Origin of the sequence: Aridibaculum aurantiacum (genome assembly GCF_017355875.1) — a bacterium.
GTDB classification, from domain to species: Bacteria; Bacteroidota; Bacteroidia; order Chitinophagales; family Chitinophagaceae; genus Segetibacter; species Segetibacter aurantiacus.
In genome coordinates this window covers 2,506,369-2,527,549 of record NZ_JAFEWC010000001.1, presented here as the reverse complement: position 1 = coordinate 2,527,549, position 21,181 = coordinate 2,506,369, and the positions used below count along the sequence as shown (strand labels likewise).

Below are 21,181 nucleotides of genomic sequence, written 5' to 3'. Positions count from 1 at the left end.
TTGTTTAATTATAGAGCAAAGCGTACAACCAGTTTTTGTTTCCAGAAACGTAGTTGATTGCGCAGGCCCTGGTCAATAAGAAGTAGTAATAAAATGAAAAATAATGTGAAGCAGGCTGAGTTAACCAGCAGCTTGACAAAATGCATATCCACAGGGATTGTATTTGTTATCAGCAGGTGCAACATATACGCCGCTACAGCACTACTGGGTATGATGATCGCGCAGATGCCGGCAATCTTTTTCATTAGTGCCACTTGCAGGTATCCCATCTTATATACGCGGTAAGAGAAAAAGAAAAGATCGATGCCCAGCGACATTGTTAGCGATACTACAACAGTTCCTATAATTCCGTAATAACGAGCTGCTATGACAATGAACACGCCATAAAAGAGGTTACGTATTATATTGAATTTGCTGTTCTTTTTGATGTCGCCTAATGCATATCCCATGTTGGACATAAAATAGGCGATCAATACTACAAAATTGGAAATCACCAGCAGGAACAAAATGTTGTCACCAATATATTTTCCTTCACCTACCCATGCAGTAATAAGGTCAAAATAATTAATGGCAAACATGAAGGCAACAAAGAGAGCGCCGTATATGTACAGCCTGAATTGTTTATTGATTAATTGTATGATAGCATGCTTATCGTCTAATCCTTTTGAATGTGAAATGAGCGGCATGAGTGCTACTGAATGACGACCAATGAGTGTGTTGGTCAGGTTCAAGGGACGCTTGTTTATTTCATAAATAGCGATCATGCCAGGGGCTATATATCTCGCCAGCACTACCATGTCGATGCTATAGGATAGGCCTGAAATAATTTTAGAAGCAGATGTAAACGAAAATATCCTGATGAATTTTTTGAAGTGAATGCGATTGAAAAGGATATTGATCCTTTCCCTGTTCAATAACTTTTTTAAAGAAGTAAAAATGTAGATGTTTAGAAATGAAGCCCTGGCAAGATTTGCTATGGCAATTGACATAACACCATATCCCATAAACAGGAATACCAGGTTGACAATCAGGAAGAGCACGTTTGCTGAAATGGATGATATGGCAACCTGTGCAGAATTATGCAAACCCTGGTTGATGCCGGTTAGTGTAAAAGAAACAAGGGATAATCCTGTAGCAATAATCGTTATCAATAACGCCATTGACAAGTGCTGGTACTGGGAGATGTCTTTTTTTAAAAACAAGCCAAGGCAGAAATAGAAAATTATCCCTACAGCAGCAGCTATGAATAAGATAAAGGATGATGATATCAAACCTGATCCTATTGACTTACCTATTTCTTCTTTTTCATTTTTACCTCTTAGCTCAGCAATTTTTTGTTGCAGTACTTCTCCTATACCCGGATCTACCATTGTCATCCAATTCAGCACACTGCTTGCTGCAAGCCATACGCCTAAAGTGGTTACTTCTATGTATTTGATGTAGAAGGGCAGTAGCAGTATCGAGTTGAATACATTGGTAAGTACCCAACCATATTGAAACACGAAATTCCAACGTAGGACTTTCTTATCCATTTACAGTTACCTCCATTGTACTGTTTATGTTACTGTTGGTAGCTGCTTTTACCATATTATCATCTATTCTTTTCATTTTGAAATACGCGCGTATCCGGCATCCATCCATACTTGCATAATTCTTTAGTTCTTTGTAAATCAATTTCACTTCTATTAGTCCTGGTAAGCAGGTTTAAGATCCAGGCAACGTTGATCTATAAGATCTAAAATATCTTGATCTTCCTCAACATCGAACTTTCGTGCAAACAGCGCTTCTGAGCTCATGATGACATCTATATTTTCTTTTACCAGAACCTCCGGGTGCGCTTTAGATGTATCTGGCCAAATGAAGAACCGCTTGTTGTTATTTCGCACCCTTTCCTTCAAATGTTTTGCATTCAGAAGAATGGTTTGAAAGAAAACCTCATCAGATGCGAAAGTGTATTTATGGAAGGGTACGTACAGTGGGTGGTTTTCTACATAATCCAGCACGTACTCCATTGTTTCTTTTGTCATTGACCACCACTGCGATCCTGCGTATGGACAAAGTGCTTTCATAGAAGGTCGACGAACAACGGGAATAAAACGTGCTAAAAAGTTCAATGCCTTTGCCGTCAATTTAGAATGGCTTTCAAGTCCCAAATAATATCGATCTATCCTGTAATAACCACCGCGTGGCGACCACCTGTTATAATCAGGAAGTAACGAGTAATCCATGAAGGCGGCTTCAGTAGCAGTTTTAAAAAAGTGATGAATGAAATCATTCTTTTTGATAGGGTAGTCCTGGCCGCTTAAAAGAGAGATCCAATTGAAATTGATGGAGTGGTTTTTAATGTCATGCATTGCATTCAACGTAGCTTCTACCAAACCAAATCCACCCCAATTGATTGGTACCCGATTTACCAGCTTTACTTTTTTAGTGAAAGCATTTACAACTGGTGCAAATTCTTCCAGTGATGCTTTTTTGTCAATATGAAGAAAAAAGAAAGAAAAGTCGTCATTAAGTCGTTCAACCAAGCGATAGACTTGTTCACCATTCTTGTGAGCTAAAATGATATAAGCTTTTTGCATGCATATTTACCTTAACGATCCCGTGAAGAAATTAGAGAAGACATACTTCGAGTTGCGTTTGAGGTTGAGGATTTCAACTCCTGAACGAATAACTTCTGCAACCATAGCATAACCTAGAGATGGTAATATGGCTTTGCAATATTTTCTTTTTTGATTGTTGCCGGTAGCTTCTTCAAGCTTTTCATCCCAAAATAGGGTAGATGAGTCTCCGTGCATGTTCACCAGTATTTTTTCGAGTTTTACATTAGTATGTTCACTGGTGAATTTTTTTATAATAACAATTTCAGAGTCGTTGATGGTAGCTGGTTTTCCTAGCCAGTAGATGAAATGCTTTACACCTTCAACCTGCTTTACGAGGCTTTCTTCCTGTTCGGCAATTTTCACAAATATGTATCGCTGAAACAGTGGCTGGCTGTTGACCCTGATCTTTTGGTTCAGCTTGTGGTAGATGGTGTTCTGTGGGTAAAAGTGCTCTATGTTCTTCTTTGTTAATTGATCACAAACCTTTTTTTCCGCTCTTGGTTTGGTGACCACTAGTCGCCAAATTTTCTTTTCTTCATTCATAAACCGTCGTTTTAATAAACAGGCTTCGCCCATCTCGGTCACATACGTGCCTATCAATTTTCTAAAATATGTTTGAGAATTGGGGGTGAAACAAGGGCTCTTTCGAGGTTTTTACTGTCTGTTCTTAACCTTGTAAAGAGATCCTCTTACGGCTTTGCTTATCGTCGTAGATATATCCATAACCATATCCATAACCATAGTGCATGCTGCCAAAACCTCGTGGCGTAACACCATTGAACACTATAGCTGCATTGGTCAATTGATTGATCTTGTTGTTTTCATCTATCCGCTCCACAAATACTTTTGGCGTGTAGCCATGTCTTACTATATAGAGTGTAGCATCGCAAAGTGGAGATAAAATATATGCGTCAGTTACAGGCATTACAGGCGCTGTATCTATGATGATGTAATCAAACATACCATCAAGATGATTCAGCAATTCTTCTGCTTTACCATTCATAATAAGCTCTGTTGGATTGTAAGGCAGATCACCTGTTGGTATCATGTAGAAATTCGGATTCACATCCGTTTGTACAATGATGTCTTCTACGTCTACATCACCTTCCAGGTATTCTGTTATTCCTTTCTGGTGCTGTATTTTTAGTTTGTTGTTGAGCGTTGGATTGTTCAGGTCAAAATCCAGCAGCACTACCTTTTTATTTGATAACGATAGTGTAAGTGCAAGATTAGAAGCTACAAAACTCTTTCCCTCGCCGCTTACAGAAGATGTCACAAGTATGCGTTTGCGTTTTGAGCTTACGCCCATATAGCTTAATGAGACACGCAACTTCCGGAACTGTTCTGCAATGAAAGTTTTTTTACCATTGCCAATAACGATAGGATTTTTCGAGCTCTCCACGCTTATCTCACCTACTATTGGCAGTTCTGTCAATTGTTCTATTTCGTGCCTAAACATGATCTTCCTACTTAAAGATTCGCGGCCATACACAAAGCCCATTCCACCAAGCAACGCAATAAGTAAAGAAGACAGGTAAACTATCTTTTTCTTTGGATTTACAGGTGTGTCAGATGAAGCTGCTTTATCAATAATCCTGCTGTCAGAAACAGTGGCTGCGTATGAAAGTGCAGTCTCTTCGCGCTTTTGCAACAGGAAAGTATAGATGCCATTCTTGATGCTTTGTTCCCTGTTTATATCTATAAGTTCTCTTTCTTTTGCAGGCATTGTACGCAATACAGATGAATACATGTTGTTGGTAGCAGAAATATTATTCCTGCTTGCTTGTAAGCCTCTGCGTTGGCTTTGGATATTCTCCATGATGCTTGGTCTTATCTTCTCAATTCTATCGGTAACTGACACAAGCAATGGGTTATTTTCTGCGGTTGTTTTCTTCAATCTTTCGTATTCTAATTCTGAAGTGTAAAGCTTTTCTACCAGTTGAGACAGAACAGGATCTGTAACGCCCAATGTAGAAGGAACAATCCCTCCAGAACGTTCTTTGGAATTGACAAATGACTCTACCTGGTTCAGCACAGCAAGCTGCATATTGATATCGCCCATTTTCTGGTCGTTCATGCTTACATTCTGTAAGAACAACTGACCTTGAGTGCTCAAATCCACGATGCCTTTGTTCGACTTAAACTGTTGTATCTTCCTTTCAATCGAATCAAGATCGTGCTCTACTGAACTTAGTCTTGCTTCAATGAATTGTAACGTGTTATCGGCAAGAGTATTCTTGTCTTGTACAATTGCCTGGTTATATACGTAAAGAAGTTCATTAAGGATGTCTTCACCCTTTTTAGGATCTTCGTCCGTTAGTTTTAGGTTCAAAATGCTGGTCATCTTATTGGATGTACTTACCGTCAATCTTTTACCGATTGATCCTGCAACTGATTTTGGACTAGCAATTGAAAAATAAAGTTTCTCATCACTTGCAGGCACAGCCGTGTTCTTGGTTGGCAGGAACTTCATTTTTCCATAAGGTGTAGATACCCAGTTGTTAAGCGGGTATTCACCACTTTCTAGTTTTACAACGGATTTTGTATTGTCGAACTGGAATGGGATTTTTTCAACAGGCCTGATCGCAGTTCCGGTATCCAATTGAACATAAATAGGAGAGGTAGAATATGCTGAAACACTCTTCAGCGCTTTTTCTTTGTAAACAGGTGCATATAAATGTAATCTATTTATTACCTGGTTCAGCAAGGTAGAAGATTGAATAACCTCGATCTCGTTCTCAATAATCTTTTTGGGGCTTAGCACATCAAGCGATTCCAATGCTTTTGATTCAATAGCTCCCTTTTTTTCATCCTTAATCAATAAGGTAGCAGTGGTTTCATACATGGGAGTAGCAAAACGCATATATAAATAACCTCCTGCTAAACCCAGTATAACAAATACGATAAATAATGGCCAATAAGGCATGAACCTGTAAATTCCCTGGCTGATAATATTTCCTGAGCGTTCTACTTTAATTTTTCTTGTAAATTCCATACACTACATTTTACCTGGTTACACGATCAACGATAATGGCAGCAAACGATAATCCGCTAAGTAAAATCGGTAATAGTTGGTTGGTACGGGTAGAACTGGCAACTCTTGCATTGTTTGGTTCTACATATACTATATCATTCGATTTCAAATAGTAATAAGGCGATTGAAATAATTCGCTTGAGTTTAAATTGATCCTTTTAATGATCTTTTGCCCTTCTTCTTCACGTATCACCATCACGTTGTCTTTTTTGCCAAAAATGGTAATATCACCAGCAAGGCCTAAAGCCTCCAGGAGCGAGATCTTTTCATCAGGAACATTGATAACTGTTGGTCGACTAACCTCACCCAGTACGGTAACCCGATAGTTAAGGAAACGAACAGTAACAATAGGATCAACCAATAATTTTTTGGAAGTAAGTGTCCGGGTAAGTTGTTCGGCTAATTGATTAGAATTTAAACCGGCTGCCTTTACGTTACCAAGGAGTGGGAACTGAATGTTTCCATCAGCTTTTACAAGGTAACCTGTAGTTTGTACTGCAGCGCCGGTAGTAGCTACTCCCGAAGTTGGTGTTACTGTAGTATTAGGTGTATTGAATATAGCTGTTGCCTCAGGATTTAAACTGCTAACATTTATACTAAGGAGATCGTTGTTTCGTATGATTGATTGAGGAACAGTGATGGTAGAAGCAATGGAGGCGTCTTTCTGCTCGTTGAAATACACAGTCTTCCTTGAATTACTGCATGAAGCGAGTAAGCCAATAGATAAGGGTATTAAGATTGATCCAAAATAAGAAGCCATATATGAGCTGTTATAGTATTATTCGTCTTCACCATGCACTTCACAGATAGATATACACTATCTATACAACAAGGTGTTTATGGCTGCAACAGTTGATGGATTCTAAAGAATATCTGGATACTAATATTCCTTAATATTCATGCCGAAACATTTTAGGACTTTTTACAAGATGTCCCTCCATGATTGTTTATATAAAAATTGATAATAATAGGATGGAGCCTAAACAACTGTAGATTGTGAATGGGGAAGTTGCTGGACAAGAAGAAGCTCCTCTTGAGCTGTTTAGTACAATTATTCAGGCTTTAAGCCTCAATTAATTAACCGATCGCCCAATGTATAACCTGAGGCAATTGCCATTTTGTTCTACACTCAAGCCTGTAGAAACTGATTTACTGATTTCTCGTCCGGCTATTGTATAACCATTTTCCTGGAGTATATGTGCAATGGCAAAATCGTCATTGATTTCACTATCTGCCGATTGAATAATTTGAACACAATTGGCACCAGGTTCTGCCTGTAATAAAGAAATTATTGTAGCTACTTCTGTATCGTTCAATGGTCGCGTTGAAACATTAGGAGTACTTTTTGAATGAGCTGGCTTTTCTTGTTCGACTTGATTTATAGATGCTTTTTCTTCGGCAATTTCCTGTTCTTCAGGTACAGCTATTGGTTCAACTTTTTGTACCTCGGCAACTGGTGATTCTTCTTCCTTGGCTTTCGGCAGGCTTACTTTAGCCACTGCATTTTGAGGTTCAGATGAAAGAACAAAGGGTACATCATTTTCATGTAAAACACTGCTATTCATCGTATTGAAGAATAAAAGTGTACCTACCAATATGACCCCAAAACCTGCTCCCATCCAGGCTTTTTTCCTCCGGCTATAAGATGCTGAATGTTTGTGGTATCGCGGCGATCTTGTGGCAACCTGGTTAAGATGTTGTTGCCTTAGCAATTCGTATGCATCGGCATAATTAGCCAATTTATAATCGTATTCCGCACGCTCTTCTTCATTTGCCAACACCTGCCTCGCCTCATTGATTTCCTTGAACCAGGAAGCAAAAAATTCATCACCAGGGTTCCTGTCGGGGTGAAACTTTTGAGCTAGTTTTTTGTAAGCTTCATTGATTGTTTGAAGACTGGCGTTAGCGGGAATGCCAAGGACGTTGTAATAATTCTTCATATGGGCTTTATAAAGTATAAATGAGGTAGAGCGCGGTAATCAGAGGATAAAGGAAATAGGCTCTGTTCTCAAAACAAGCCTGAAGACATATAGTTTATGCAGAACAGTAGAGGTTACTATGCAAAAAAAATGCCTCACCTGTTGCAGGTGAGGCATCTATTCATTATCAAGGTATTATTAGCGGGAAATTAGTATCCTGCTGCTTTTTACTTCTTTACTATTAGTTAGCTTAACTATATACACTCCAGGTGCCAGGCCTGCTGCCTGTAATTCAATAGTTTTTGCCACATTAGCTTCGCCCATACCTGAAAACAAGTTTCTTAGAACCCGGCCCTGCATATCTACAAGGTCAACAGAAGTCATTCCTGCTTGTGATACAGTAAAAGTAACCTTGCTGGTATGAACTACTGGATTAGGGACTACTTGTATGCTTGCGCCAGCCAATTTATTTATGGGTGTTTCTACTGCCATTCTTGCCCCAAAAAATATGCTGTTGCTAACTTCCTGTTTGTGTGCAAAAGGAGATAGCCTGCTTCCGGGTATTGGCATCTCCCGGTTGCCTGATGGAAGTTCCCAACCAACAGCGAGGTGATCCCCACCGCCACCTTCTTTTTGTATAGCCTCTATGTAGTAGCTTTTGCTGGCTTCTAAATAGATAAGAGCAGATTTTTGTGTGGCATACTTGTGCCATTCTCTTGGTCCGGTCCAGCTTAGGCTGAATGCTATCTTTCGTGCATTTGCAGGATTCATGTCGTTGCTTATCCTCAGCTCTGTTGCGTCGTCGCCGGAAATCCAAAATGTGTAATACCCATCTTGCGGAGCACATATATACCCCCTGATGCGCGAAGCGTAATTATCAGCTACATCCACAGGACCTTCAAAACTATTAATCAAACTGGAGCTGTGCGGAGTGCCAGACCAGTTGTTTTGCCACAAGTTATTTCCCCCTACTTGCTGCCAATATTCTCTAAGGATAAAACCGGTGGCTGCACATTGGTTAGCACCATGTACTACAAGGTTTCGACTGACAGCTGGTGCTGGAAGGAAATCAGAATTTCCAGCTTGTGTAGCTTCTATTACCACAGTTCCAGCGCCAATCACAGTTAAAGTATTTCCAGTAATGGTTGCCGGGCCAGAAATTACTTTGAATGAAACAGGCAATCCTGACGTAGAGGTAGCAGTTAACTGAAAAGGCGCTGTTCCAACAGTTACATCGGCCAGTGGCGCAAAATGAATAGATTGATCTGCAGCTACGGCTACTTTTTCAAAGGGAGAAAGACGGCTTCCGGCTATAGGTGCTTCAAATACTCCATTAGGTAATTGCCAGGCTACAGATAAATGATCTCCACCATTTCCTTCTTTATGAATGGCCTCTATATAATATTTCGTTCCGGCCTCTAATCTTATTAGCGCTGACTTCTGCGATGTAAACCTGTTCCATTCTCTTTCGCCTGTCCAGCTAAGGCTATAGGCTATTCTTCTTTTGTTAGCTGGATTAGCGTCTGTACTTACATATAATTCGGTAGCATCATCGCCTGCTATCCAAAATGTATAGTTACCCGAAACCGGAGGGCAGATATATCCACGTATGCGGGAAGCATAACTTTCTGCTGCATTGGTAGGGCCTTCAAATTGGCTTAGCTGGCTGCTACTGTGCGGGTTGTTGTTCCAATTGTTATCACTTATGTTGTTGCCAGCTACGTTGTTCCAAACTTCGCGCAAGATGCTGCCTGTAGCGCCGCAGGTACTTGCAGCGGTTGCTGTAAAAGTCCTGGATACTACTGGCGCCGGATTGAAGCTTGCATTTCCAGCCTGTGACGCTTCTATAACAATATTTCCGCCTCCCGTAACTGTACATTGATTATTGCTGATGGTCGCATTGCCGGATACAACGCGGAAACTTACCGGTAATCCAGATGTTGCCGTCGCCACCAATGCAAAAGGAGCAGCTCCAACAGTGACGTCAGCAATAGGAGAAAAATCAATGGTTTGATCAGCTGCCACGGATGTGGATGCTTGAAAGGGAGAAAGGCGGTTGCCGGGTATTGGTGCCTCCATTTCACCGGATGGTAGCTGCCACGCCACAGATACGTGGTCGCCGCCATTTCCTTCTTTGTGCAGTGCTTCTATATAATATTTCTTTCCTGCCTCCAGCCTTATTGGTAATGACTTTTGGGAAGAGAATTTGTTCCACTCTCTGAAGCTTGTCCAGCTGAGGCTGTAAGCAATGCGTACTTTGTTAGCAGGATCATCACTTGTACTGATGTATAATTCAGTAGCGTCGTCACCGGCTATAAAAAAGGTGTAGTTGCCGGTTTGTGGCGGACAAATAAATCCACGGATGCGCGATCCAAAATTTTCTCCAGCGTCTACAGCTGCTTCGAAAGCGGTAAGTGTTTTATTCTTCGTTGGCTGGCTATTCCAGTTTATATTGGCAATGTCATTGCCTGGAATATTTTCCCATAGTTCCTGGAGGATACTACCTGTGGCACTGCATGACGCTGCAGGAGGTGTAGCTGTACCAGTAGAAGTTTTCATCAATACTGCTGAGCTAAATGCAGGTAGCGATATGCTTGCATTGTAGGTTGTATTGGTTGCGTCAACGTATGTACTGCCTAGTGCGAAGTTATTGCCGGCTACCGACGCATTGTATACAAAGCGAACTGAATCCTGCACATTAGCCAGTGTTACATTTGCCTCCACCAATTCAATATTATCCAGATAAACAGGTGTTGGTTGTTCAGGAATGTCAATGCCGATGCTGGCGTTAGATAGACTTTCTGTTGGCGTAAATACAACAGCAATCTCTTTCCGGTTGCTCTTGATCTTTACAAGATGCCTGCTTGTTATGTCATTGTATGGAGACAGGCTTTTACGCAGGTAGACCTCCATCATAGTTGGGTTGTCAGTGCCTTTCAAGCTGAACTTCAGCAAATAGGTTTTATTAGCTGCCACTGCACCCACACCAATTATTACCGTTCCTTTATTATTGTTGACAGCCTGGCTTGAAAAGCTTACCTGCAGAGAGCCTCCATCAAGAGCGCCATTGTTCCATGTGGTAACGCAGTTATTGGCATTGGAATACGCATATAATCCACCAATGTTGCTATTGAAACTTCCATTGGTGAATTGGTTGTTGCCAGTGACATGGTTGATTGAAAATTTCGCAAATTCTTTTGGAGAAACAACCGACTGCAGATCCTTTCCATGCATCGACTTCCAACCATCAAGATCAACTTGTTGGAAGATATAGCTGCCGTTCACTTTCTTCAAAGTATTAATGACAGCATTGTTGTCTATAGGCCTGCAATAGTAGTTGTTGTTAAACGTTCCGAAGTTGGCGAGGTCATCGTTCCTGCTCTTATATTCTGCTACCGGCTGATCTGCCAATAAAGAGAAAAGAATATTATTAGTGACTACATTATTTCTTACCGGGCTGTTAGGTGCTATATCATCATGCTCCATTTCCAGTTGCACTCTATTATTGTAAACCGTATTATTTACAATAGAAAGGTCCCGTGCATTGTGCACATAAATACCAAAGCCTCCACAGCTGCTTACGCTATTGCCATCAATATTTACATGCGAAGCATTATCATCTATATAAATTCCGTGCGCATATTTTTTACCCGGATCTGGTGTTCCTTCACTTGCACCAATACCATTCAGAATAATGTTCTTCTTTATGGTTCTATTGTAATTTGAAGGAGCATTACTACCGTTGTTCCAGGTATATATGGCACCACCATCGTCTTTTACAAAAGCAAAATTGCTGATGGTGTTATTCGCTATGTTTATATCATTTCCATTGAAAGTAATGGGAATATAACCGGTGCTATCAATCTTATTTAACTCCACTGTATTGTTGCTTCCGTTCAACATTACTGCTTCATACGAACCTGAGTCGCCATCACCCATTCCCGTAAACACACCTGTATTGGTAATGATATTATTTTTTAAAATGTTATTGCTGCCACTGATACCATTGAAGGCAATATTGTTACTATGATTGATCGTAGAATTTTCAACAACAATATGATGACTGTTATCTGCAGTGATAGCATTGGTGCCATTGTAAAGCAGGTCACAGTTTTTTATTTGCACATGCTGTGCATTTTTTACAAAAAAAGTATGCTTGGTGCTTCCGGTGAATGCAATGTTGTCGAACACGATGTAGGAATGGTTTTGAACCTGCACTATTACATCCAGCGTACTCGCATGAACACTTCTTAAATTGCTATTGGCGTTGGCTGTGTATATGCCAATTTTCCGGGTAGAGGCATTGTAATACCATTCACCTTCCTGGTCAAGTGTTGACGGATGGTTTTGTATAAAATAGCTATATCCATTGTCGGCCCAATAACCAGATTGTGAAGTATAGGTAATGGTGTTGCCTGTGTGAAGTAGTATTTTATTCCTGTCTAAAACCCAGCGATTTTTCCTGATGACAATGTCTCCACCATTGAAATTTTTTCCGAGTAAATGATTATCAACAATAGAAGTGTTTGTAACGGCAGATTGAAAATACAGGTAACCTTTATTGGCTGCTGTGGCATTAGGATACCTGCCAACATGCCTGTTGTATCCATTTAGCAATAGCATATTTACCCGGCTACCTAAAGCGGGATGCGATGCTTCGTATATATTGTTGCCTGCTGCACTCCAGCCGCTAATTGAAGTAAAGCCTGTTATGATTGGCTTATTGCCTGAGCCATAAGCATTGAAAGTAATAGGAGATGAAGCGGTCCCAGATATCGAGATGTTGATCGTTCCATAGAAGGTGTCACCTCTTTTTAAATAAATAACATCTCCGGGTTGAAAGGAACTAAAAGCTGCATTTAGCTTTTCGATTGACTTCCACGGGGTTGCAGGATTTTGTGCTTGAGCTGCCGATCTATTATCATCACCTGCGGAGGTGGAAAAATAATAATTCGCAGCCTGCCCGGTATAACTGAGCAATACCAAACAAAGGATTGATAACTTTTTCATTAGGGGGTTAAGCAGATTAATGATTTTTTGTAGGGGCAAACAATCATCAAATAAAACTTGAAAATATCCAGTTTATTGCACTTCGTGGTTAGGAAAATATTGTCATTCTTCTTGCTTACTAATAGGATCTATAGAACTTTCGCTTGATCAAATTCATACTGCTTTGATTATGAATAGCATCAGCAGGAGCAGGGGTGGGTAATTAAAATTATTTAATGCTATACATTGAGGTAAAGTGGATTGGTATCAGCACAGGCTGCAATTTTTTTTTGTTCAAAGTATTATCAGCTCAACTTCAATCTTGATTAACAAGGGTAGAACTTCTGGCAAACAAAGAGAAATAGATAGCTAAGATTGTGGAGCTTCATCAGGCTGCCAACTAAGGTTAGTGATGATGACGTTTTCACCTTTTACCGCGAAACTGTATTTATTAAAAACCTTTTGGATCACCTCGAAGAATTGTTGAGCGCAACCAGCTTGCAAGCTGTCGTGCAGTTCAATGATGATCATGCGCGTACGGCTAAGCCAATATTCATAATTAGAAGAAAAGATGACTTTTTCGCTCGATTCAATGTCAAGTTTTAAGATGTCAATCTGCTTCAGGTTGTATTTACGCATAAGCATATTGATACTTCCGCCTTTGATATTGCCGGATGGACTTTCTTCTACCACCATACCCCAATTTCCTAATTCGTATTTATCATACACATGAAGGTTGGTGTCTTTGTTCCATAAGCCCATATTTTCCAGGAAAACGTTCTGGTAATTACTAGTATTCAACTTCAACTGGCGAAAGTTTTCTGCGTCAGGTTCTATTGAGATCACTTGCGCATGCGGGAACTGGTTCTTCATTAACACGCTAAACATGCCTATGTTGGCACCACCATCTATAATAACTGCTGGCGCTGCCACATAGTCCAGCTCGTATTCTTTGTATAGGAATGTTTGAAAGAATGCATATTTATCAGTTGATGCTTTCCTTAGACTAATAGGATGCAGAACGCCCGGAACCCGTACGTGATCCATTTTTTCAAGCTTTACCTGCGCGAATATTTTAAATCCGGCTGCTAATCCAAACCTGCTAACCAAACGCATGAGTAGCCCAACTGATTTAATGAGACCTTTTTCATCCACCCGCTGGTGATGGTTTACTTCAGGTGCAGATGACACTAGTTTCTCGTTCGTTAGCTGTTGGGATGTTTTATTCATGGTTAGTTATGGCTTTTAGCAGGACCTCTCTTGCACGGATCAACATCATTCAAACGGAAAATACTGTTTTATAGTGTTGGAAGATCATATGAGGGTTGATTATTGGCATTGATAGTCTTTCATCATCGCTCCCATTCTTTTTGGGGCAATCTATCAGCATGTATGGCTGTGTGCACAGCAATGGAACTCTAAGGGCAAAAATTCCTTGTAGCCTGGATGCTTGCAGACAATTCATGCATCTTGTTGAGATTGATGATGATGTACCATTACGAGGACGCTCTTTGTCCCTTAATAGTTGTAATCTCTAGCAGGTGTCTAATATTAGCAGATTGGCCGTTCATTTGAAACATACGTAATATGCGAAACCTGCTAACCTCATTAATTTTCTTGAACTTTCTTTCGCCTGCTTTTTCCCAGCCAACACAGATACAGGTTTTTGGAGGTGCTGCTAATTACCAGGGCGATCTTCAATACGGAACTGGTCGCTTACCACGCTATACCCTAAAGCAGGCTAGAGCCGTTGCAGGTATAGGTGCAGAATTTGGCCTGACTGCCAGGACTGCTTTACGGGCATCCTTCTCCATAGGTAAAATTGGTGCTGATGATAAGATCAGCGGGCACGACGTAAAAAGAAACCTCAACTTCATAACTACTATATCCGAGGTAATGGTCGGCGGACAATATTACCTGCTCGACCCATCCAAGCGTGTAGTGGCACCTTATGTATTTGCAGGTATAGCGGTATTCAAATTCAATCCCTATACTTACGATACTGTAGGTAACAAGCACTTTCTGAAACCATTGAGTACGGAGGGACAGGGCATTTTGCCTGGAAAGGAGCATTACGCGTTGACACAGTTCGCAATTCCATTTGGTGGCGGCATCAAGGGTTTTATCAGCAACCGTGTTTATGTAGGATTAGAAATAGGCATGAGAAAAACATTTACAGATTACCTGGACGACGTGAGCAGCGACTATGTGGATGAAAATGTTTTGTTGGCAGCCCGTGGACCGGTGGCAGTAGCACTTGCTTACCGAGGCAATGAGCTGCAAGGCGGGCATACATATCCTGCTGCAGGCGCCAGCCGGGGACGACCTTCACACAAGGATTGGTACTACTTTACCACAGCATTTATTGGGTACAGGTTTGTAAGCGCAAGCAGGTGGAAGAATAGCCTGAAGTGTCCAAAGGTGAATTGAAAAAAAGCAGGAAGCGGTAATATTTGTAAAGCGTGTGGGCAAGAAAAAAGCAGTTACAATTTTACTTGTAACTGCTTTTTTAGTGACCGCGTCAGGATTCAAACCTGAAACCTTCTGATCCGTAGTCAGATGCTCTATTCAGTTGAGCTACGCAGCCATTTCCCGTTCGGGGTTGCAAATATAGGAGGAAATTCTTTTCCTGCTACTCTTCCACAAAAAAAAGTTGTTAACCATCTTTCTGTCATAGTATTTGGTGTGGTGCAACAGGTTAATTTTACAGATAAACTTGCTTGTATGCCACATGAGGCGATCTCGGTTTTTGATATGTTTAAAATTGGTGTTGGTCCTTCCAGTTCTCACACATTAGGGCCATGGCGTGCAGCAATGCGCTTAATACAAACAATACATGAGCAGCACCAGTTGGCAGATGTGGCCGAAGTAAGCGTTCTTCTTTATGGCTCACTTGCTAAAACCGGTAAAGGACACGGTACAGATATAGCTGTCTTGCTTGGCTTGTGCAACGAAGATCCCGTGACCATTGATGTTAATTCAATCAACCCAAAGATTGACAACATAACCAATAGCAAAATCCTTCCTCTTGGCGGAGAGCACAACATCAATTTTGATCCTGCTACACACGTGCAGTTTCTTTTTAGCGAAACACTGCCTTTTCATCCCAATGGACTTACTTTTTTGGTGACCATGAAAAATGGCGAACAATGGGGTGAAACTTTTTATTCTATCGGTGGAGGTTTTGTTGTTAAAGAAGGAGAGGAGCCCTCATCTAAAGACACTATTGATCTGCCTTTTCCCATAAATACTGCTGATGATTTGCTGCACTGGTGCAGGAAAACGGGGCTGTCTGTATCTGAGGTAGTATTGGAGAATGAAGCAGCATGGAGAACAGATGTAGAGACCAAAGAAGGTGTGCTACGCATCTGGCAAACCATGAAAGACTGCATCTACCGCGGATGTCATACCAAAGGAATTTTACCCGGTGGTCTTTCTGTAAAACGTAGAGCTTTTGACCTCAACAAGCGATTGATTGGTAGCAGGCAATACAGCGACTACAATAGCTGGGTTGAAGCTATAAAACAAGGTGGCCAGAACTTCCAATACATTCTTGATTGGGTGAGTTGCTTTGCGCTTGCCGTAAATGAAGAAAATGCTGCTTTTGGGCGAGTTGTAACAGCACCTACCAATGGAGCCGCCGGCGTTATACCTGCTGTTCTCCAGTATTATATCACTTTCCTGGAGGGTAATGAAGAAGATAAGATCATCCGTTTCCTGGTGACAGCCTCGGAAATAGGAAGCATATTCAAAAAAGGAGCTACCATAAGCGCTGCCATGGGTGGTTGCCAGGCGGAAATAGGTGTATCCTCAGCGATGGCTGCTGGAGGGCTTACAGAGGCAATGGGAGGAACACAGCAACAGGTGCTTATGGCTAGTGAAATCGCGATGGAGCATCATCTAGGCATGACCTGCGATCCTATAGGCGGCTTGGTGCAAATTCCTTGTATAGAAAGAAATACGATGGGCGCTATAAAAGCCATAACAGCTTCGCAGCTGGCACTGCAGAGCACACCTGATTTTGCTAAAGTTTCGTTGGATAAGGTGATAGCCACCATGTGGAATACTGCACTTGATATGAACAGCAAATACAAGGAAACCTCTGATGGCGGACTGGCTGTTCAACTGCCTATCAGTTTAAGTGAGTGCTAAAGAAGAATTATAGTTCTCTGTTCCTTGTTTCTGGTTCCTTGTTACTGATGTATGGATACTGGTAAATTGGGTTTAGCTTCTTACTTGTAGAATTTAAAGGATGATGATGTTGTATTGATGGGTTCTTTAAATTTCTGCATGTGCTTTTGTTTGTTCTATATTATGTATACATTTAATATAGTTCTTCTTCTTTCTTCACACTTCAAATTATTGCTATGCCTAAGTATGTAATTGAAAGAGAGATTCCTGGTGCAGGTGATCTTACAAATGATCAGCTGAAAGGAATATCCAAAACTTCCTGTAATGTGCTGAACGAGCTTGGCCCTGAAATAAGGTGGGAGCAAAGCTATGTTACCGGGAATAAGATCTATTGTATTTACAACGCACCAAACGAGGAAATGATCCTGGAGCATGCCCGGCAGGGTGGATTTCCAGCTAATAGTATTCATGAAGTAGCTAATGTGATTTCGCCTGCTACTGCTGAACTGGCTTAAAAGGTTTGTTTTTGGGGATTTAAAGAAGTGCTATGGCTTAGTTGTCATAGCATTTTTTTTACCGCCTTCTGTGTAAGCAGGTGAGTACATGCACCTTTTCGGCTGAAAAGAGTTATCAAAGGTAAAAGAGTGCGACGCAACGATGTTGCCAGGTGATATGCCGCTGGTACCCACAAAAAAAGCCTGCACCAGGTGCAGGCTTTATATAGAAAATCTTTTTGATTAAAACCTTTCTAAGCCGCTGAAGAAGAAGTTTCCTTCAATAGCAGCGTTCTCATCGCTATCACTTCCGTGAACAGCATTTTCTCCTACTGACGAAGCAAAGTTTTTACGGATGGTACCTTCTTCTGCCTGGGCAGGATTGGTAGCGCCAATAAGTGTGCGGAAATCAGCTACTGCGTTTTCTTTCTCAAGAATGGCAGCTACTATTGGTCCGCTGCTCATAAACTGCACCAGCTCTCTGTAAAAAGGACGCTCTTTGTGAACTGCATAAAATTCACCCGCTTGCTCCTGGGTTAGCTTTGTCCATTTCATTGCCTTTATAGAAAAGCCTGCTTTTATGATCTGGTCTAAAATAGCACCTGTATGACCTTTAGAGGTAGCATCAGGCTTGATCATAGTGAAAGTTCTGTTACTCATACCATTGATTGTTTGGGCGGCAAAAGTAGGATAAGCAGGCTACTAAGCAAGCAAATTTGTTGTGGCTGGAAAATTCTTTTGCGTGTGTAGTGCAAATACAGGATTTTTGCCGCCTTCGTATGCAACCTGTTCAAGAATTTTATCCGCAACTTCTGTCTCCTAAGAAAGTTGTTATAACCACGCACCAAAAGCCTGATGGTGATGCAATGGGTTCTTCTTTAGGGCTTTACCATTTGCTTATCCAGCTGGGACATACCGTAACAGTAATCTCGCCTACCAACTGGGCTCAGTTTCTACAGTGGATGCCGGGAACGGAGCATGTTGTAGATTTTGAATCCTACCGGGAAGTTGCGCTTGAAAAAATAGCAGAAGCTGATCTATTGTTCTGTCTTGACTTCAACGTGCTGCACAGAACCAAGCACCTGGAGCCGCACCTGGAGCAAATGAAAGCAACCAAGATTCTGATCGATCATCACCAGCAGCCACAGGAAGCCGCTTTCCATTTTGGCATCAGCGATACCACCAAAAGCAGTACCTGCGAAATGGTGTACGACTTCATTGTAGATAGCGGTCATGCTGATAAGATAAATCATGATGTAGCATCGTGCCTGTATACAGGTGTAATGACCGATACAGGTTCTTTTCGTTTTCCCGCTGCCTCTGCCAATGTTCATCGGATGGTGGCGCATCTAAAAGATTTGGGCCTGAACCATACCGTTATCCACGAAAATATCTATGATAGTTTCCTGGAAAACAGGCTGCGTTTTACAGGTCATGTGCTGCTAAACAGGCTGGAGGTAATGTATGAATACAATACAGCAGTTATGTCTATTTCTAAGGGAGACCTGTTACGTTTTCATATAAAAACAGGTGATACCGAAGGATTGGTTAACCAACTGCTGAGCATCCAGGGTATCAAGTTTGGTGCACTGGTTATTGACCGCGACGAAGAACGCAAATGGAGCTTTAGAAGCAAAGGCGACTTTGACGTAAATACTTTTGCCCGCATGCACTTCGAAGGTGGTGGTCACTTCAACGCTGCCGGTGGCAGAAGTAGTGACACATTGGAGAATACAGTTAAGAAATTTAAGGTGGTGATAAAACAATACCACGATCAATTACAATAAACATGAAGAAAATTCTTGCATTTGCAGCACTTGCCATTGCCATGGCTTCGTGCAACACCAGTTATGAAAAAACAGAGACTGGTTTGGCTTATAAGATCATCAAAGATGGTAAAGGCGAAAAGCTGAAGCATGGCCAGATCATCAAGATCAATGGTATGGTGAAGATCTCTCCAAAAGACTCTACACTATTCACTACTTATGGCAGCATGCCTGTGTACCTAAAAATAGATACCACTCAAAAGAAGTCGCACGACTTTAACGAAGTGCTGAAGTTTGCTTCAGTAGGTGATAGTTTGGTAACAGTAGCTCAAGTAGATACGCTGGTGAAACTTGGATTGGCTCAATACAATGATGTACTGAAGAAGGGCCAGCAGATGACAACTACTCTGCGCATTTTAAAAGTGATTGCAAATGAGCAAGAGCAAGTGGCTGACCAGCAGAAAGAAATGGAAAGTTTTAAGCAGCGTGAGATAGCTCAACTAGAAGCTTACCTGAAGAAGAATAACATTAAAGCTGAAAGAACTGAGAATGGTGTTTTTGTAGAGATCAAAGAAAAAGGCCAGGGCGCTACAGCTACAGCCGGCAATGAAATAAGTGTAAACTACACTGGTTCGTTAGTGGAGAATGGAAAGAAGTTCGACTCAAATGTTGATACAACTTTTGGTCATACAGATCCAATCAAGTTTGTGCTTGGCCAGGGCCGTGTTATCCGTGGATGGGAAGAAGGACTACAGAAATTTGCTAAGGGTGGAAAAGGTACTTTGTACATCCCATCTTTATTGGCTTATGGCCCTCCCGGCCAGGCTCCTGAAATTCCTCCATATGCAGCATTGAAGTTTGAGGTAGAGGTACTTGATATCAATACCAATCCTGCACCTCAGCAGCAAGATCCAAACCAGATGAGCATGGAAGATCTGCAGCGTTTGATGCAACAACAACAGCAACAGCAGCAACAACAACAAGGACAGAGAGGGAACTAATTGTTTTCCCAGTTATAAAGACAGCCACAGCATTAGTTGTGGCTGTTTTTTTTGAGAGAATATGTGAACGCATAGGGACATAGGATCAGTAGGGCGCATAGAGGAGGGCTTGATTGTTTCGTTTTCAGTTTAGCTTCTATAAGTTTGAGGTATTCATTAAACCATTCATCCTGCATCATTATACGAACAGCCACAGCATTAGTTGTGGCTGTTTTGCTTTTGAGAGAGTCTGTGAACACATAGGGAAATAGGATCAGTAGGGCGCATAGAAGGACTAGCTGCTAACAGCATTCTATTTTTGATATGCTTCTATAAGTTTTATCGCTTCTGCCGCTTCTTTCACATCGTGCACACGAAGGATGCTGGCGCCATTTAGCAAAGCAATTGTGTTTAATACTGTTGTTCCATTTAGGGCTTCTTCTGCAGTAGTACTTAATGTTTTATAGATGGTTCCTTTTCGTGACAGTCCGGCCAGTATGGGTTTTTTCAGTACTTCGAAAACCTTGAGCTGCTTTAGCAACGTAAAGTTGTGCGCAATCGTTTTTCCAAACCCAAACCCGAGATCGATGATGATGTCTTTGATCCCTGCCAGCCTGCATTCTTCTGCTTTGCCCATTAGGTAATCCATAACTTCTAGTGTCACGTTTTCATAAATAGGATTTTGCTGCATCGTTTGTGGTGTACCCTGCATATGCATAATAATGTAAGGAACATTCAAGTTTGCCACCGTGTCTACCATTGTGCTGTCGAGGCTGCCACTGCTAATGTCGTTCACAATGCATGCACCTGCTTCTGCTGCTTGTTTTGCTACGGCAGCATAAAAAGTATCTATTGAAATAAAAGCCTGTGGTAGTGCTTTTGAGACTGCTTCAATAGCCGGTAATACTCTTGCTGCTTCTTCACTAGCTGGTAAATATTCTGCGCCGGGACGTGTGCTCTGGCCACCAATATCTATAATGGTAGCACCGTCAGCCAGCATTTGTTCCGCCTTTTGTACAACGGTCTCTTCGTGCTGATGCCTGCTGCCACTGTAAAAAGAATCGGGAGTAACATTTAAAATACCCATGACAATAGGTTGATCTATGGTCAACAGCCTGCCGTTACAATTGAGCGTGTACATTGATGCCTTTCATTTATTTTTGGTGCTGCCGGCAAGATACTTTGAAAAACCAGTTTCAGGTCTCTTGTTCCTGGTTTGTAAGGCTTATGTCCGACTATTGTAACCGAGGGAAATAACACATCAG

The 21,181-nt window shown here is 41.4% G+C and carries 16 protein-coding genes and 1 tRNA gene; 5 read left to right on the top strand and 12 right to left on the bottom strand.

What is annotated here, in order from left to right:
- Window positions 1–8: 8 nt before the first annotated feature.
- From J4N22_RS10590 to J4N22_RS10550, 9 genes are all read right to left on the bottom strand, one after another.
- Entirely contained in the window at window positions 9–1,532 is a 1,524-nt protein-coding gene (locus J4N22_RS10590; protein WP_207494050.1) for a lipopolysaccharide biosynthesis protein, read from the bottom strand.
- Window positions 1,525–1,680, bottom strand: a complete 156-nt coding sequence (locus J4N22_RS10585) for a hypothetical protein (RefSeq protein WP_207494048.1) — start codon at window positions 1,678–1,680, stop codon at window positions 1,525–1,527. The genes J4N22_RS10590 and J4N22_RS10585 overlap by 8 nt, the downstream gene beginning before the upstream one ends.
- A gap of 5 nt (window positions 1,681–1,685) precedes the next feature.
- On the bottom strand, window positions 1,686–2,582 hold the full coding sequence (locus J4N22_RS10580) for a beta-1,6-N-acetylglucosaminyltransferase (RefSeq protein WP_207494046.1): 897 nt from the start codon (window positions 2,580–2,582) through the stop codon (window positions 1,686–1,688).
- 6 nt (window positions 2,583–2,588) lie between these two features.
- Window positions 2,589–3,146, bottom strand: a complete 558-nt coding sequence (nusG, locus tag J4N22_RS10575; RefSeq protein WP_207494044.1) for a transcription termination/antitermination protein NusG — start codon at window positions 3,144–3,146, stop codon at window positions 2,589–2,591.
- A 124-nt stretch (window positions 3,147–3,270) separates the two neighbouring features.
- Window positions 3,271–5,598 carry a GumC family protein gene (locus J4N22_RS10570; protein WP_207494041.1) on the bottom strand — a complete coding sequence of 776 codons (2,328 nt, stop codon included), beginning with the start codon at window positions 5,596–5,598 and terminating at the stop codon, window positions 3,271–3,273.
- Between the two features lie 10 nt (window positions 5,599–5,608).
- The gene (locus tag J4N22_RS10565) at window positions 5,609–6,397 is read right to left on the bottom strand and encodes a polysaccharide biosynthesis/export family protein (RefSeq protein ID WP_207494039.1); all 789 of its coding nucleotides are present in this window, start codon (window positions 6,395–6,397) and stop codon (window positions 5,609–5,611) included.
- A gap of 313 nt (window positions 6,398–6,710) precedes the next feature.
- Window positions 6,711–7,577 (bottom strand): J domain-containing protein, encoded by an 867-nt coding sequence (locus tag J4N22_RS10560; RefSeq protein WP_207494037.1) that lies wholly within the window; start codon window positions 7,575–7,577, stop codon window positions 6,711–6,713.
- Between the two features lie 177 nt (window positions 7,578–7,754).
- Complete coding sequence (locus tag J4N22_RS10555) at window positions 7,755–12,566, bottom strand: PA14 domain-containing protein (RefSeq protein ID WP_207494035.1); 4,812 nt, start codon at window positions 12,564–12,566, stop codon at window positions 7,755–7,757.
- Between the two features lie 348 nt (window positions 12,567–12,914).
- Entirely contained in the window at window positions 12,915–13,775 is an 861-nt protein-coding gene (locus J4N22_RS10550) for an FkbM family methyltransferase (RefSeq protein ID WP_207494032.1), read from the bottom strand.
- Between the two features lie 357 nt (window positions 13,776–14,132).
- Between J4N22_RS10550 and J4N22_RS10545 the strand changes: the two genes are divergently transcribed.
- Window positions 14,133–14,975: a DUF6089 family protein gene (locus J4N22_RS10545; RefSeq protein ID WP_207494030.1), complete on the top strand. Its 843-nt coding sequence runs from the start codon at window positions 14,133–14,135 to the stop codon at window positions 14,973–14,975.
- 83 nt (window positions 14,976–15,058) lie between these two features.
- On the opposite strand, the gene J4N22_RS10540 is transcribed toward J4N22_RS10545, so the two are convergent.
- Window positions 15,059–15,132 (bottom strand) — tRNA-Arg (locus J4N22_RS10540).
- Here J4N22_RS10540 and J4N22_RS10535 point away from each other — a divergent pair.
- Both J4N22_RS10535 and J4N22_RS10530 read left to right on the top strand, forming a co-directional pair.
- Window positions 15,105–16,697, top strand: coding sequence for an L-serine ammonia-lyase (locus J4N22_RS10535; protein WP_242692124.1), 1,593 nt, complete (start codon window positions 15,105–15,107; stop codon window positions 16,695–16,697). The genes J4N22_RS10540 and J4N22_RS10535 overlap by 28 nt on opposite strands.
- A 215-nt stretch (window positions 16,698–16,912) precedes the next feature.
- On the top strand, window positions 16,913–17,191 hold the full coding sequence (locus tag J4N22_RS10530) for a DUF4242 domain-containing protein (protein WP_207494028.1): 279 nt from the start codon (window positions 16,913–16,915) through the stop codon (window positions 17,189–17,191).
- A 222-nt stretch (window positions 17,192–17,413) separates the two neighbouring features.
- Here J4N22_RS10530 and J4N22_RS10525 read toward each other — a convergent pair whose 3' ends face one another.
- Window positions 17,414–17,830 carry a nucleoside-diphosphate kinase gene (locus J4N22_RS10525; protein ID WP_207494026.1) on the bottom strand — a complete coding sequence of 139 codons (417 nt, stop codon included), beginning with the start codon at window positions 17,828–17,830 and terminating at the stop codon, window positions 17,414–17,416.
- Window positions 17,831–17,949: 119 nt separating this feature from the next.
- On the opposite strand from J4N22_RS10525, the gene J4N22_RS10520 reads away from it, so the two are divergent.
- Window positions 17,950–18,957, top strand: coding sequence for a DHH family phosphoesterase (locus J4N22_RS10520; RefSeq protein WP_207494024.1), 1,008 nt, complete (start codon window positions 17,950–17,952; stop codon window positions 18,955–18,957).
- 2 nt (window positions 18,958–18,959) lie between these two features.
- Window positions 18,960–19,937, top strand: coding sequence for an FKBP-type peptidyl-prolyl cis-trans isomerase (locus J4N22_RS10515; RefSeq protein WP_207494022.1), 978 nt, complete (start codon window positions 18,960–18,962; stop codon window positions 19,935–19,937).
- 292 nt (window positions 19,938–20,229) lie between these two features.
- Here the strand turns inward: J4N22_RS10515 and folP are convergent, their stop codons facing one another.
- Window positions 20,230–21,003, bottom strand: coding sequence for a dihydropteroate synthase (gene folP, locus J4N22_RS10510; protein WP_242692123.1), 774 nt, complete (start codon window positions 21,001–21,003; stop codon window positions 20,230–20,232).
- Window positions 21,004–21,181 lie beyond the last annotated feature (178 nt).

Bases quoted from the DNA above. Each gene is read 5' to 3' on its own strand.
- J4N22_RS10550 (WP_207494032.1), bottom strand. From the start codon at position 13,775: ATGAATAAAACATCCCAACAGCTAACGAACGAGAAACTAGTGTCATCT.
- J4N22_RS10515 (WP_207494022.1), top strand. From the start codon at position 18,960: ATGAAGAAAATTCTTGCATTTGCAGCACTTGCCATTGCCATGGCTTCG.
- J4N22_RS10555 (WP_207494035.1), bottom strand. From the start codon at position 12,566: ATGAAAAAGTTATCAATCCTTTGTTTGGTATTGCTCAGTTATACCGGG.
- folP (WP_242692123.1), bottom strand. From the start codon at position 21,003: ATGGGTATTTTAAATGTTACTCCCGATTCTTTTTACAGTGGCAGCAGG.
- J4N22_RS10535 (WP_242692124.1), top strand. From the start codon at position 15,105: ATGCTCTATTCAGTTGAGCTACGCAGCCATTTCCCGTTCGGGGTTGCA.
- J4N22_RS10520 (WP_207494024.1), top strand. From the start codon at position 17,950: ATGCAACCTGTTCAAGAATTTTATCCGCAACTTCTGTCTCCTAAGAAA.
- J4N22_RS10545 (WP_207494030.1), top strand. From the start codon at position 14,133: ATGCGAAACCTGCTAACCTCATTAATTTTCTTGAACTTTCTTTCGCCT.
- J4N22_RS10525 (WP_207494026.1), bottom strand. From the start codon at position 17,830: ATGAGTAACAGAACTTTCACTATGATCAAGCCTGATGCTACCTCTAAA.
- J4N22_RS10530 (WP_207494028.1), top strand. From the start codon at position 16,913: ATGCCTAAGTATGTAATTGAAAGAGAGATTCCTGGTGCAGGTGATCTT.
- J4N22_RS10570 (WP_207494041.1), bottom strand. From the start codon at position 5,598: ATGGAATTTACAAGAAAAATTAAAGTAGAACGCTCAGGAAATATTATC.
- J4N22_RS10590 (WP_207494050.1), bottom strand. From the start codon at position 1,532: ATGGATAAGAAAGTCCTACGTTGGAATTTCGTGTTTCAATATGGTTGG.
- nusG (WP_207494044.1), bottom strand. From the start codon at position 3,146: ATGAATGAAGAAAAGAAAATTTGGCGACTAGTGGTCACCAAACCAAGA.
- J4N22_RS10560 (WP_207494037.1), bottom strand. From the start codon at position 7,577: ATGAAGAATTATTACAACGTCCTTGGCATTCCCGCTAACGCCAGTCTT.
- J4N22_RS10580 (WP_207494046.1), bottom strand. From the start codon at position 2,582: ATGCAAAAAGCTTATATCATTTTAGCTCACAAGAATGGTGAACAAGTC.
- J4N22_RS10565 (WP_207494039.1), bottom strand. From the start codon at position 6,397: ATGGCTTCTTATTTTGGATCAATCTTAATACCCTTATCTATTGGCTTA.